Origin of the sequence: Mucilaginibacter oryzae, from assembly GCF_003148845.1 — a bacterium.
Classification (GTDB): domain Bacteria; phylum Bacteroidota; class Bacteroidia; order Sphingobacteriales; family Sphingobacteriaceae; genus Mucilaginibacter; species Mucilaginibacter oryzae.
The window spans coordinates 581,945-596,166 of the sequence record NZ_QGHA01000001.1 but is presented as its reverse complement, the minus strand read 5'-3'; the positions used below and the strand labels follow the sequence as shown (position 1 = coordinate 596,166).

At 44.5% G+C, this 14,222-nt stretch carries 11 protein-coding genes; 7 read left to right on the top strand and 4 right to left on the bottom strand.

The genetic code is table 11. From position 1 onward, the window contains the following. The first annotated feature begins 31 nt into the window (after positions 1–31). Positions 32–688: an XAC2610-related protein gene (locus tag LX99_RS02545; protein WP_109606098.1), complete on the top strand. Its 657-nt coding sequence runs from the start codon at positions 32–34 to the stop codon at positions 686–688. Positions 689–840: 152 nt separating this feature from the next. Continuing rightward, entirely contained in the window at positions 841–1,275 is a 435-nt protein-coding gene (locus LX99_RS02540; RefSeq protein ID WP_109606096.1) for a CBS domain-containing protein, read from the top strand. Positions 1,276–1,281: 6 nt separating this feature from the next. On the opposite strand, the gene LX99_RS02535 is transcribed toward LX99_RS02540, so the two are convergent. Further along, positions 1,282–1,908 (bottom strand): chloramphenicol acetyltransferase, encoded by a 627-nt coding sequence (locus LX99_RS02535; RefSeq protein ID WP_109606094.1) that lies wholly within the window; start codon positions 1,906–1,908, stop codon positions 1,282–1,284. A gap of 225 nt (positions 1,909–2,133) precedes the next feature. Between LX99_RS02535 and fabF the strand changes: the two genes are divergently transcribed. From fabF to LX99_RS02520, 3 genes are all read left to right on the top strand, one after another. After that, positions 2,134–3,378: a beta-ketoacyl-ACP synthase II gene (gene fabF, locus LX99_RS02530; protein ID WP_109606092.1), complete on the top strand. Its 1,245-nt coding sequence runs from the start codon at positions 2,134–2,136 to the stop codon at positions 3,376–3,378. Between the two features lie 143 nt (positions 3,379–3,521). After that, the gene (locus tag LX99_RS02525) at positions 3,522–6,491 is read left to right on the top strand and encodes a ligand-binding sensor domain-containing protein (protein WP_109606091.1); all 2,970 of its coding nucleotides are present in this window, start codon (positions 3,522–3,524) and stop codon (positions 6,489–6,491) included. 1 nt (position 6,492) lies between these two features. Then, the gene (locus tag LX99_RS02520) at positions 6,493–7,119 is read left to right on the top strand and encodes a response regulator transcription factor (RefSeq protein ID WP_022833033.1); all 627 of its coding nucleotides are present in this window, start codon (positions 6,493–6,495) and stop codon (positions 7,117–7,119) included. Positions 7,120–7,132: 13 nt separating this feature from the next. On the opposite strand, the gene LX99_RS25510 is transcribed toward LX99_RS02520, so the two are convergent. Continuing rightward, on the bottom strand, positions 7,133–7,411 hold the full coding sequence (locus LX99_RS25510; protein ID WP_281270920.1) for a DUF6169 family protein: 279 nt from the start codon (positions 7,409–7,411) through the stop codon (positions 7,133–7,135). Between the two features lie 641 nt (positions 7,412–8,052). On the opposite strand from LX99_RS25510, the gene LX99_RS02515 reads away from it, so the two are divergent. Then, a complete protein-coding gene (locus LX99_RS02515; RefSeq protein WP_109606090.1) occupies positions 8,053–8,919 on the top strand; it encodes a helix-turn-helix domain-containing protein in 867 nt (288 codons plus the stop codon). A gap of 363 nt (positions 8,920–9,282) precedes the next feature. Then, positions 9,283–9,459 carry a hypothetical protein gene (locus tag LX99_RS25505; protein ID WP_170122612.1) on the top strand — a complete coding sequence of 59 codons (177 nt, stop codon included), beginning with the start codon at positions 9,283–9,285 and terminating at the stop codon, positions 9,457–9,459. A gap of 84 nt (positions 9,460–9,543) precedes the next feature. Here LX99_RS25505 and LX99_RS02510 read toward each other — a convergent pair whose 3' ends face one another. Further along, positions 9,544–11,622 (bottom strand): alpha-amylase family protein, encoded by a 2,079-nt coding sequence (locus LX99_RS02510; RefSeq protein ID WP_109606089.1) that lies wholly within the window; start codon positions 11,620–11,622, stop codon positions 9,544–9,546. Between the two features lie 228 nt (positions 11,623–11,850). Continuing rightward, a complete protein-coding gene (locus LX99_RS02505; protein ID WP_109606088.1) occupies positions 11,851–14,190 on the bottom strand; it encodes a glycoside hydrolase family 95 protein in 2,340 nt (779 codons plus the stop codon). Positions 14,191–14,222 lie beyond the last annotated feature (32 nt).

Sequence of the window (14,222 nt, the reverse complement as noted above, 5' to 3'; positions counted from 1 at the left end):
CCCTATTTTAGCTGCCTACTAAAATGTTTTAATGAAAACCTTTCTTATCGCGCTTATTTTATTCTTTTATACCGGGCTTTTATTTGCTCAGGAGGATACTTATATAACCACGAGCGCACGCGTTGCCGGCGTATCTTATAAGGCGATTTATAAAAGCAGTGATTGGTCAATCTCTATAGTAAAAAACGGCGGCAAAGTGGTATTGCATTTAGGCACTGCTGAACGCTATGATGAGGGTTTTTCGTCGTTTAAGTTCGTTGATTTTAATGGCGACGGATATCAGGATCTGCTGATTGAATATATGTCAAATATACCTGGCAGGTGTGATCTTTTAATGTACAACGGCTATACCAGGAGCTTTGAGCTTGTGAAGGACTTTCCTAATTATCCCGTTCCAAAAAGGCTGAGAGGTACAGGCCTGTATTATTCTTACAGCAGAGGCGGGTGCGCTGATGCCGATTGGAATAGCGATTTATTTAAAGTTGTTAATAACAAAATCGTAAAAATGGGCAATATGTGTGGCCAGGGATGTGGTGATGGGAAAACCGGGATTTACATCTTCAAAATGCGGGGCACAAAAAAGACACAGGTTAAAGCGTACCCCATTAATGACATTTATAAGCACAAAAACAATAAATGGGGATTTATTAAGGAATATTGGAGCCGCAATTATCGCCGGTTTATGTAGCGGGATAGTAGTAACGTAATATTTCTGAATAGTAATAGTTAATCACGCGTAAAAACGCGGGTTTTACGCCGGTTGTATTTTGTTTTTCACAATCTATTGTTTTTCTGTTGGTTATCCGTATATTAAAGGTGCCAAATTAACCTGAAGTATTTATGAAAAGAGTAAAGCATATCCTCGCCCGTAAGGGCGGCAACGTTGTTGCCGTGCCTGCCGAAACTACGGTGTTTAATGTGTTAAAATTAATGGCCGATAAAAATATTGGATCGGTAGTGGTAACTGAAAATGGTAAATACATAGGCCTGATGACCGAGAGGGATTATTCGCGCAAAATCATTTTAATGGGAAAACACTCTGACGAAACCACTGCCGGCGAGATTATAAGCACCGATTTTCCGGTCATCACCCCGCAATCATCCGTTGATGAATGTATGCTGATTATGAGCGAGAACAACATCAGGTACCTGCCGGTGTTTGATGTGGCCAATGAACTTTGCGGAATTATTTCAATGAGCGATGTTGTTTATGAAACAATTCACTCACAACGGGAAACCATCGAGCAGTTGCATAGCTATATCCAGTCTACCTGATCCGGGTCAAATGCCCTGGTTCAATAAATCCTGGTAGCAATCAATGTATTGGCCCAGATGCAAGCCGTCAACCAATGCATGGTTTACATGAATTGATAATGGCATTGTGCGTTTACCATCATGTTCGGTCATTTTGCCAAACGAGATTTTAGGGCAGCTATCAACAAAAGAAAATTTGCGGGCATGCGATAGCGAAGTGAAATTGATCCAGGGCAGGGATGAATAACGGATGGTGTTGTTCACGGTTGAAAGTTCCAGCAAATTGTTGCTTTGCACCCGTTCAATTTCTTTAATTGCTTCTGTGTTAAACGCCGCAAAATCGGGGTAAAAAAGAAATTTGCCGAAGCCGAAGGTTCCGTTGGCCCTCGGAATGGTTGATTCGCCGTCAATCCTGTCGTAAACAACAACGTCATCGCCCTCTATTCGGTACCTGAATGGTTCGATAACCTGCGATGCAGCCAGCGATTGGTACATCGTGTACAGAAAAAATGATAGCCCGTTTTCTTTTACAAATTTGTAGGCGGCCGTAACGTCGATGTTCACGTTTGCACCGTAGTAAGGCTCTTCAAATTGTTTAAAAAAGTTATAGTGTTCTTTCCTGTTCCAGGTTTCGAGATCCAGTTTCTGTTTCATGGTTAAGCTACCGCAATAATAAGAAAATAGGATAGCATTAACAGCGTCTTACTCCTCCGCTGTAGTTGAACCGCGTTCTGTTCGTTAACATACAGGCGCTTTAAACAAAGAGGTGTTTACTGCCATAAATTCCGTAATGTCAGGCTGCTAAACTCGTATGCGCTAATTTTTTCCTGATGCAATTTGGTATAATTATATCTTTGCGCCGATTTTAATAAAACCATCATGTTAAAAAGAGTAGTTATTACCGGTATGGGTGCCCTGACACCCCTCGGAAACGATGTGAAAACCTATTGGGAAAACATAGTTGCCGGTAAGAGTGGCGCGGCCACCATCACCCGTTTTGATGCATCATTATTCCGCACGCAATTTGCCTGCGAACTGAAAGATTTTAATATTGCCGATCACCTGGATAAGGCCGATTTGAAACGCACCGATACTTTTACCCAGTACGCGCTTGTAGCGTCAGACGAGGCTATCAAAGATTCGGGTTTTGATCTGAATAAAATGGATCCCTTTGATGTGGGGATTATCTGGGGAAGCGGCCAGGGCGGTATGGAAACTTTTGAAGAACAGGTAACCGAGTATGCCAAAGGTAACGGACAGCCAAGGTTCAGCCCGTTTTTTGTGCCTAAGTTTATATCCAATATGGCTTCGGGCATGATGTCTATCCGCAATGGTTTTATGGGGATTAACTATACCACTGTTTCGGCCTGTGCCACTTCAAACACGGCTATTATGGACGCGCTTAACTACATCAGGCTGGGCAAAGCCAAAATTATTGTTACGGGTGGTTCAGAAGCTCCTATCACACCCGCTTCAATTGGTGGTTTTAGCTCGATGAAAGCGATGTCGGCCCGTAATGACGATCCGCAGCATGCTTCAAGGCCGTTTGATGTAGAACGCGACGGCTTTGTGATGGGCGAGGGCGCGGGTGCGCTGGTTTTGGAAGAGTATGAACATGCGGTTGCCCGCGGCGCGCATATTTACGCCGAGGTAACAGGCGCATCGATGACTGCCGACGCCTATCACATGACGGCAACCCACCCCGAAGGTTTGGGTGCAGCGCGCGCCATGCAACAGGCCCTGAACGAATCCGGTTTAACCATTGCCGATGTTGATTACCTGAACATGCATGCCACTTCAACACCTGTGGGCGATATTTCGGAAGTGAATGCTGTGCTGGCAGTGAGCAAAGGTCAAAATATCAATGCCATTATAGGCTCAACCAAATCCATGACCGGCCACCTGCTTGGTGCGGCAGGCGCCATTGAAGCTATTGTTGCCATCAAATCAATCGAGAATGGTGTGATCCCGCCAACTATTAATACCACGGCTATTGATCCGGCCATTCCCGGTCATTTAAAGTTTGTATTGAACGAGGCCATTGATCATAAGGTGAAGGTAGCCATGAGTAATACCTTTGGCTTTGGCGGGCATAACGGTATTGCCGTATTCAGGGCTGTATAAGATACGCAATTTGCGGCCTGAAATTAAGAAACGCCGCAACAGGCAGATAACTAATCACCCCAATGGGGTGATTTTTTTTATTTTAATTAGCTTTAATTTAACTTTTTAATGTTGCCCCATACAAGTATTTAATTTAACTGTAATTGAATAAGCTATCACGTTTTCTGTCTGTTGTATTTTTGTGTTCGCTGGCGTTTACATTATTGGGTTTACGCCGGGCAGGGGCACAGAAATACATTTTTGCGCATTATGATATTGAAGACGGTTTGATCCAGTCGCAGGTTAATAAACTTTCCCAGGATGTCGATCACCGGCTCTGGATAGCCACCTTTGGCGGTGTCTGCCGCTTTGATGGCAAGGAGTTTACCGGTTATAACCGTCGTGCAGGCCTGCCCGATAACTATGTTTCAACCATTTTTTCGGATAAAAACGGAGGTACCTGGTTTGGTACTTTAAGTGGTTTGGCCCGGTTATATAATGGCCAAATCGTGAAGTATAACCCGGATATCGCCTTGCACCGGTATTTAATTGGCAATATTACGCAGGATGGCGAAGGAACTATCTGGGTTACATCAGATGGTATGCTATTCAAAGTTAAAAACGGCAAAATGCAGCATGTAACGGTTGATGATAACAACGAACTTATAGTTACCAGTATTGCTGTAAATGCTGACGGTAAATTACATGTGGCTGTTTATAAAAACGGGATATATAAGCTAACAGGAAAAATGTGGCGGCACGTGGTGGATGTAAACCCCGAATATGCCAACCAGCCGGTTAAACGTATTTTTTTCGACCGCTTTTCCCCGCAGAAAACCTACCTGTTAACCCTTACCAATCTGTTATGTGTTAAAGATGGCACGGCACAACCCTTACATGCCGGGGTTTTTCCGCCCGGAGTAAAGGGCCAATTGCTGTGCATTGAGCAGGATGCCGAAGCCAACATCTGGCTGGGTACCGATAATGGGGCGTATTGTATTTGTAATGATGGTGGTACACTGCACTATAATTCGGCAAACGGGTTAACAGATAACGCTATTGCCGATATTTTTTTAGATGCTGATAAAAACCTGTGGCTCGGAAGCCTGGGCAACGGTCTGTACCGTTGCGAAGGCGACAGGTATACGGTTTTTGACAGATCGCAAGGTATCCCCGAATCAAAAATTGTGATGTCGTTAGCAACCGACTGGAACAATAATGTGCTGATGGGTATTGAGGGTAGCGGTATTTTGCGGTATGACGGTAAAAAATTGAGTAATATTTTGGTTCCGGAAGGTATTGATGCTTATTTAAAAAACATACAAAGCTTATACACCGATAAGAGCGGAACTGTTTGGATAGGTACCGTTCAAGCCGGCTTATGGCAGTACGATAAAAGCGGTTTTAAACAAGTTAAGGATAGCTGGAAAAACTATGCGTACAACTTTATAACCAGCAGCGATGACGGCACTGTTTGGCTGGCAACATCACAGGGTTGCTTTTACTACAATAATGGCGTGCTGAAGCAGTTAAACGGCATTCCTTCATATTCTTCATCTATAGTAACCCTTGGGCGCGATTCGGTTTTTATAGCTACGCAGGGCGGTGTGATGCTGGCTGTTAACAAAAGCATAGTCAGCAATTTTAAGCTGAAATCTTTCCCGGCTACCGGTGTTTATTGCATGATTATTTATAAAACGATGTTGTTGGTTGGTACCGACGATAGCGGCCTTTATACCTGCGACATGAAAACGGGTGCTACGCGTATCTATACGGTTAAGGATGGTTTAAAAGCTAACAGTATTTACAGCATGGTCGCCGATGAGCGCGGAAGGCTCTGGCTGGGTACGGGCCGCGGGATAAACCGGATGAAATATGACCCTGTGACAAAAACCTTTGGCGTGATAGATAACGTTGGTTTTAAAGAGCCGGTGGTTGAAGCCAATCAAAACGCCATTTTACACCGCGGGCACGAGGTGTGGATCAGTACCACCAAATCGGTTATGGTATACAGTACCAAAACAAAAATGGAACCTGCGCCGCCGCCGCATGTTATGATAAAATCAGTGCAATTATTAAAGGAAGACGGCGAGAAGCGTTCATCAATTGATCTGGATGATTGGGTCAGGCTCAAACACAATCAAAACCATTTGTCCATTACTTTTCTTGGGGTTTATCTTAAAAACCCCGACGCGGTATCGTACCAATATAAATTAGTAGGATTAGATAGCGCCTTCAGCGCGCCTATGCACAACAATGTGGTCAATTATCCGTCATTGCCGCCAGGCAGCTATACGTTTAAAGTAAAAGCGATTGGCCCTGACGGACAGCAATCCACAAATATGGCCGATTTTCACTTCGAAATCATCCCGCCCTTTTATCAGACTTTTACCTTTAGGTTGGTGGCCGTTATGCTATTGGTGTTGCTGGGTTTCGGTGTGCAAAACCTGGTGCATCAGCGCAAAGTAAAGCGGCAGAAGGCCATTGAGGCTATGAAGCGCGAAGAAAAGCTAAAGATCCGCCAGCAAACCGCCGAAGATTTTCATGATGACCTGGGCAACAAACTTACCCGCATCACGGTGCTTTCTGAAATCCTGAGCGCTAAAATAGACCAGGAAAAATCTGATCAGCGAGGAATTGTAGACCAGATCAGGCAAAATGCGGCGTCGTTGTATAACGGCACCAAAGACATTCTTTGGGCGCTCGACCCCAAAAGCGATAATCTTCACGAAACCCTGGCACACATCCGGGAGATAGGGGTAGAGTTATTTCATGATGTACCGGTTGATTTTGAATTTGCAGCGATTGACGAAGATATCCGGTTGATTAAACTGCCCATGGAATACAGCCGCAACATTACCATGATATTTAAGGAGCTGCTGAATAATATTTTAAAACATGCTAATGCCTCGGTAGTAACATTTGAGCTGGATCAGCGTCATAAGCATGAGATTGCCCTCATAGTTACCGATGATGGCAAAGGCTTTGACATGAACGCTGCCCACCGCGGCCGTGGTATTAATAATGTTAACGCCCGGGCTAAGCGCATTAATGCCAGGCTCGATATCAATTCATCGGAAGGAAAGGGCTCTACAACAATATTAACATTCGGCATAAACCAGTTGAACTATTAATATGCGGCGCAATATTAAGGTAAGTATAATTGAAGATGATGAAACGCTACGCGATGGCTATGCTTTTTTAATTGGCGCTACCGAGGGTTATGAGGTGGTAAGTTCATATTGCTCATACGATGAAGCCGCGAAGAAGATCGCGACAGATAAGCCCGATGTGATCCTGTTGGATATTGAATTGCCAGGCGTAAATGGTATCGACGCCATTCCAAAATTAAAAAAACTGCTGCCCAACTGCTACATCCTCATCCTAACGGTTTACGAATCGGAAAAGCAGGTTTTTAACGCGCTGGCTAACGGCGCTTCCGGGTACCTTACCAAAAATACCCCATCGGCCAAAATTATTGAATCGATAAAGGAAGTACGGGATGGCGGCGGCCCCATGAGTATCAATATTGCCCGGTTGGTAATCCGCTCATTTCAAAAAAACCAGGAGTCGCCCCTGTCAAAACGCGAAACACAGATCCTGGAACTGATAGGAGAGGGTAAAAGCCGGGGGCAGATAGCCGCCGAACTTTTTATTGACCTGGAGACGGTCAGGAGCCATATTAAGAATATTTACCTGAAACTGGATGTAAACTCGCGGGCTGACGCCATTAAGTTGGCGAGGCAAAATAAGTTGATATAAACCTCTTATAGATTTATTTTAATTCGTTTAAAAAGCTGTTGAAAGAATCAACTATAAGTTTTTTAAGCGGGTTCTCTTTTACTACCAATAATGCCCCATAAACTTTACCATCCTCGTAAGGAATAACACTATTGTATTTTTCAACTGATGTATCTAAATCTGCAAACCATTGGTTAAACACGATGTTTCTGTGGCGAGCATAACCGTCATCGCCAAAGCAAAAGTATATCAATACCTTATGGTCACTGAGTTTGAAGAAGTTGTTTATTATTGAAGTAATGGTTTTTCTGATTTTTGGATCATGTTTAATTCAGAAAGGCTCAGATTCATGCTCGCCATCTCTGCTGAACCCGAGATTGTAAACAGTATGAACATTCCCATCCGAATCCGGTAGCGTTGATTCAGAAAAGTAGATTAGATAGCTGTGCCCTTGTTCTGAAATGAAATTGTAAGAACCGTCTTCTAATTTCAGGAAACTATAAAGGAGAGACAATTTTTATGTCTTTTAGAGTAGATAAGCTTTCGCCATTTTTTATCGCTTTAACAATACGCTTCTTGTCCTCTATCATCTTAACGATAGGGTTGTTTGCGTTTGTTGCTTTATCCGATTTTTTTGTGGGTGACATAAACTGCGTTTGCGATATATAAATATAAGGCATTTTAATGCCAAAAACAATAACATACTATTCCTGTGATTTGCAGTTGCAGGCCAAAAACTCCTTCAGGCACTCAAATCACTAATTCACAAATCCCCCAAACAGGGGGATACTACCCGCCTTTGCTCACCGTACCTTTGATAAGGTAAAGTAGTATCAAACCACCGGTTACTAAATCGCGGAGCAAAACAAAATCATCTATCTGGCATGCCCGTTAAATAATAGGTTTATGATACCGGGAAAAGGAAAACATAACGAATAATAAACGCATATCACAATGGATTATTCAAAAGTATTACGCAATAACAACAAAATAGTGAGCCGTACCGGCACACAGGGGCAGGGTATACAGTATACTTCCGATCTGAGCCTGCGTTTTGTTTTAAGCGGAAACGAACGTTATGATATTGGCCGCAGGCAGCTATCTATTTACCCTGATTCGTTCCTGGTATTGAACCGGGGAACAAAATATGCTGTCGGGACCGAAGCGGGCGACCCTGTGCAATCGTTCGCTATCCATTTCGATCAGCAATTTTTACAGGATTTTCAGCAATTCCGTACCTGTGGCTACGAAGAACTGTTAGATAAAGGCGGCGAAACCATTATTTTACAACCCGAATTTAGCGAAACCATTTACCCTTTTGCAGGTGACATCAGGTACAATGTATTTCACCTGAAGCAGCATCTTGACCAGGGTATGCAGGATGAAATGCTCATCAGCGAGTACCTGCACCATACGCTGATCAACTATTTCAATATTTATAACGATGAAGTATATAAAAAGGCCGAGAAGCTCGACTTTTTAAACCACGGAACCAAAATCGAAATCATCCGGCGGTTAAACCTGGCTAAAGAGTATATGTACAGCAATTATAATCAGAATATTAGCCTTGAAGACCTGGCCGAACATGCCTGCCTTTCGGTAAACCACCTGTTGCGTACTTTTAAACAGGCCTTTGGGTTAACGCCGCACCAGTTTTTAATTCAGCTGCGTTTAAAACGCTCATTAATGTTGTTGAAAGATACCCGTTACCCTGTTAATGAGGTGGTTAGTATGGTAGGTTTTGAATGCCCGAGTTCATTTATCCGCCTGTTCCGTACGCATTATAACATAACGCCTTTAAAGTACAGGCAGTCAGCGTAGTATGGATTTAATGAAAGCTTTTTAGACGGGTGTTTTTTACGCATAGCCCTACTAAATAAGCCTCTGTGTTTGCGTTTATACCAGATAGTTTTTTCGAAGATATTTGGTCAGTTAATAGTTAATTGAAAGTCAGTAACGCGAGGTTGCTGACTTTTGTTTTTTAGGAGATTTTTCGCGCAGATGGGTTGAGAATTTCATGTATATAAAGCGTGTTTGGATGTTTGGCACGCAAAGGTGCAGAGACCGATATGGGCCCATCTATACTACGTCCTCACGGGGTTTAAAGTGTGCGAAAATCAACATTTGCCAATCTCCTGTAACATTCCCCCAAAATTGTCGTCTGTTTATATAAACCAATTAGCTATGAAATTTTTTACATTGCTGGCCGTAACCGGCGGATTGTATTTCAATTCGTTACCGGTTGAAAAAATCGGCCTTTCGGGTTCAAAACGTTATTCAAATAAATGCTGTGCAAACGTTAAAAAAGCAAAATGCCCGCTTGCAGCCAAACGGGCTAAATATGTGAAATATAACGCTTAAAAATATACGGGTTTCATCCACCCGAAGAAGGCATCCGGTAACTAAAGCGAGGGGAATTAAATCTGTTACCGGTGCCTTTGCCTGTTATTTTATCTCTTCAAATTTAAGCATTGCCGCGTCGCCCGCTTTTAACACAACGCTACCGTTGGTATTCACACCGTAATCTTGCAGTAACGATTTAACACCAAATTCTTTCTCTTCTTCAATGCCTAATCTTTTCCTGTTTATAGTGTAGGTTTTGTCTTCGCTGCCATAGTTAAATAGCGCCAGGTAAAAACTATTACCTATTTTAATGGTAAATTGTTCGGTAGTACCTGTTTCTGTGTTCCCTTCAACCGGTCTGAATGCTTTACCATTGGCCACTATCTTTAAGATTTCGGGGTTTTGAAATAAAGCCTTGGCTCTCTCGCTCCATTGCCCGTGGGTTGAAAAATCATCGCCCGTAATAAACGTACCGGTAACAACTGCCGAAAGCATCCTTGCCCGGTTAGCTCCTTCACTTTCTGTTGATAACACCACATGGTCGGCGTCGATATAGTTGTACAGGTAAGTTTGCCACCAGCCGTAGTTTACGCTGTTTAGTGTGTAACGGGTATCTTTAATGGTTTTAAAAGCGTCGCAGGCAATACGGCGCATATGCGCATAACGGCCCGTTGCCAGGCTCGGGGAAATGGCGGCGTAAACCAGCATCTGGTTGCCCAACTGGTCAATCAGGTGCTCCATGCCTTTTTTATAAGCCTGCATCCCCGTGGTAATTTTCGTGTCGTAAAAATGGCTCGATTCTGCGGCGGCATGACCTAAAAAGTCTATCTTGATCATTTTAAAACCGCATGCTTTCAGTTTACCTATCACGTAATCGATATGCTGCAGGGTGCCGGGGTGGGTTGGATCGGTAGCGCGGGCCCCGTCGATATCGTGGTAGCCGTTGCCAACCTTGGTCCAGGTTTCGCCATAGGTGTAGTTGCTGCCCAATACTTTACGGTCGGGGCCGCCTTTCCAGCCCCAGTCGGTAAACGGAGCCCAGTAAACCCCGGGCTGTAAGCCCTTCATTTTGCAGTAATCGGCAAATGCTTTCAGCTGACCGAAATCGCCTTCCCAGCCACCTTTAATCATATTATCCCAAAACGAATCCAGATCGATAAAAGCCGTATTCCCGTTTCTAAACGCCGGGATGCTGTCGGCAAAAAAATCGGCGACCCTAAGGGCTTTATCATAACTCAGTTTTTCCTGCATTACGCCCCAGCTGTTCCAGCCAACCGGTGTGGGCTTTGTCCAGTTAAAAACATAAGGGGGCTCAGCTATGCGGTTGGCTTTGCCAAATTCCTCCAGCCCGGTACGCCAATCGGCAAACCAGCCTACAAATACCCTGGGCGATTTGATCACGTTCCCGCTGATTTCGCCGTGAGCTATCTTGTCGCGGTTTACGGCTTCTTCAGTATAGCCGCCCCATACTTCAAAAGTATTGGCGCTGTCTTTTTTGGCGATGGTGCGCACACCTGTTTTCCAGGTTTCGTGCTCAACCGAGCCAAATACTACGCCGTTACGGCTATTATTATCAAATACGGTTCCTACTTCGGCGCTGGTATTGGTGAGTGGCGCTCTAAAGGCTTTTGAATCGTAACTGATAAAAGTATCATTATCAAAAGGTACAAAAAGTGAACGCGTATCGCCGTTTACAGTAGCCAGATCACCGGCAATAGGCTCCATGTAATTGGTTTTAAGGCTGCTGCCTTTCAGGCTTACTTCGGCAAAGAAATAATTTTTTCCGGCTAATGGGTAGCTGTAAAATGTTTGCACCATTACAGGCAGATTTTTGCCGGTTAAGGTAACTTCATACTTAACACCGTTGCCGAACGCATCTTTTTGGGCGGTGGTTTTAAAGCCGATCTGCTTATAATCTTTAGAAGTAATAAACTTACCATCAATCTTCACTTTAGCATAACAGTTGGCAAGTACAATTTTCCCGTTTTCCTGTACCGAAAAGGTGCCCGTTTTTTGATCGTAAATAATGTTCCCTGTTTTACTGTAGGGGATTGATATTGCCTCCGCCTTTGGCGATTGATTGGTTGTAGAAACGAAAGCTGAAACAGTTGCCGGCTGCCAAACGCAAAGCAAGCCGCACAACTGCACAGCAATTATAAAACGGTTAAGGAGTTTTTGCATGGATTGATGGTTTATAAATGTCTAAAATACATTTTAATTTTAAAGCATGATGTTTTTTTGAAATCATAACGGTTTCTTTACAAAATACTTTAAACCTGTAATGCTATAAAAGCGTCACCGAGGTACGAAGCGATCGCGAACTTTATAGGGTGTACCTGCTTCCGCGCGGTTGCTTCGTACCTTCAATGACGATTGGAGATCTTTATTCGGTTTTAAACGTTCTCAACATTACCCTTTAGTCGCCATGATACTTTTAATCACGCCGTTAATTTTCACCTTAACGGCGCGCGGCGCAGGCGAGGTTATTTTGTAAGCGGTTACCCTGCCATCCTTCCATTTCATATCTACCGTAAAATTGCCGCGGGCTTTCAATCCTTTAACTTCGCCCTGCGCTTTCCAGGCATCAGGTATTGATGGGATCAGGTCGATAAATCCGGCATGGCTCTGAATCAGCATTTCGGCAATACCGGCCTCTGCACCAAAGTTACCATCAATCTGGAACGGCGGACCTGCAGATAACAGGTTTGGATAAACGCCGCCGCCTGCCCCATAATTGATATCGGTTTTGAGGGTTGGCTTCATCAGTTCTTTAAATAATTTGTAAGTGCGGTTGCCATCGTGCAAACGTGCCCACCAAAGTATTTTATAGGCGATAGACCAGCTCGGGCCGTCGTCGCCCCTTACTTCTAAAGTTTTCTTAGCGGCTTCGGCAAGGGCAGGGGTAGCTTCCGGGGTAATTTGCGATGCGGGGAACAGGCCATACAAATGCGATACATGGCGGTGCTGGGGCTCGGTTTCCTTATAATCTTCCAGCCACTCCTGGATGCGGCCGTCTTTTGCAATAATACCCGGAGGGGGCAGCTTTTTTACTTTAGCGGCCAGTGTTTTGCTGAAGGCTTTATCCTTACCCAATACTTTACTTGCAGTAATCACATTGTTAAACAACTGGCGGATAATCTGGTTATCAATAGTTGGCCCCATGCAGATGCTGGCGTGTGTGCCATCAGGCAGGTAAAAGCTGTTTTCGGGCGATGAGGACGGCGAGGTGACCAGCCAGCCGGTTTTGGCATCGCTGATGAGCATGCTGCTATAAAATTGCGCCGCGCCTTTCAATATCGGGTAAATTTGTTCCAGGTACTTTTTATCGCCGGTAAAATCATAGTGTTGCCACAGGTTATCGCAAAGCCAGCCCGAGCCAACTTTACATATGCCCCACGATGCGCTTTCGCCCGGCTCGGTAAAGCCCCATGGGTTGGTGATTACGTGGGCAACCCAGCCATCGGCATTATAATAAGCTTTGGCTGTTTTTTCGCCGTGAGGTACCATGCCCTTAACCAGGTCGGCAAGGGGCAGGTTCAATTCTGATAAATTTGAAACCTCAACCGGCCATTGGTTCATTTCAATGTTGATGTCTAAATGGTAATCGCCGTTCCATGGCGTGTGTACCTCGTTGGCCCATAAGCCCTGCAGGTTTGGCGGCAATAAGCCTACGCGGGTGCTGCAAATGTTCAGGTAGCGGCCAAACTGGTAAAATAATACAGGCAAGGCGTTATCAGCATCCGGATTGGTGCGAAAAGCGATCAATCTTTGATCGGTAGTCAGTTTCTCTGCTTCCGACGATCCGAGATCAACCTTTACCCGGTTAAACAGCTTTTGAAAGTTTGCAATATGCTGCTGCTTTTGCAAAGCATAAGGTTTAGCCAAAGCAGCAGCCATATTGTTATTTAATTTGCTGAGATATTGCGGGTTTTTAAAATCGGTACCGGCCGATATATAGATCAAAACTTCGGTAGCATCTTTAATTACCAGCGAAGTGGCGGTAGTGCTTAATGTACCGCCGGTTAGTTTAGCCTTAATTGCCGCTTTGTAAGCCACCCCTTTGCCGTCGGTGCCGTTATCCAGCCGACCGGTCAGGTCCAACTCATTGCCGGTAGTTGAGGTAATGCCCCGCTCGGGGCGGGTAATGCTGATGTTCATGTTCAGCATACCCGGTTTATCGGCGCTTAGCTTAATCACATCCACATCATCGCCAAAGCTGGTAAAGTATTCGCGTTTGTAAGTAACGCCGTTTATTTTGAAGGTGGTTTTGGCAAGGGCATTGTTTAATGACAGCTCGCGCTCATAATTTTCAAATTTAATCTGCTTATCATCAGTGTCTTTGTACTGGTAGTTAATATTCAAATCGCCCAGCATCTGGAAGCAGCCAAACGGCACACCGCCCGATCCTTTACCAGTACAAACAAATGATTTATCGATAATGGCTTGCGCTTCCACATTTTTACCGGCGGCCAGCAGCCTCCTGATCTCGGGCAGTTGCTTATAGGCCTCGTAGTTATTGGCATCCTGCGATGAGCCCGACCACATGGTGATATCGTTCAATACCACCTTTTCGGCGGTGATACCGCCATCGGGCATCATACCCAGCCTGCCGTTACCCAGGGCCAGGGTTTCTTCCCAGCGCTGTGCCGGCTGCTTGTACCACAGTTTTAATTGTTTAGTTTGCGCTTGTGTAAAGGTTGTAATTCCTGTTAGTATCACCGTTATCAGCAGCGGCGTTTTTATTTGCATAGTAGGTTTCTGTGTTTGGGGTTGGTTTAAAG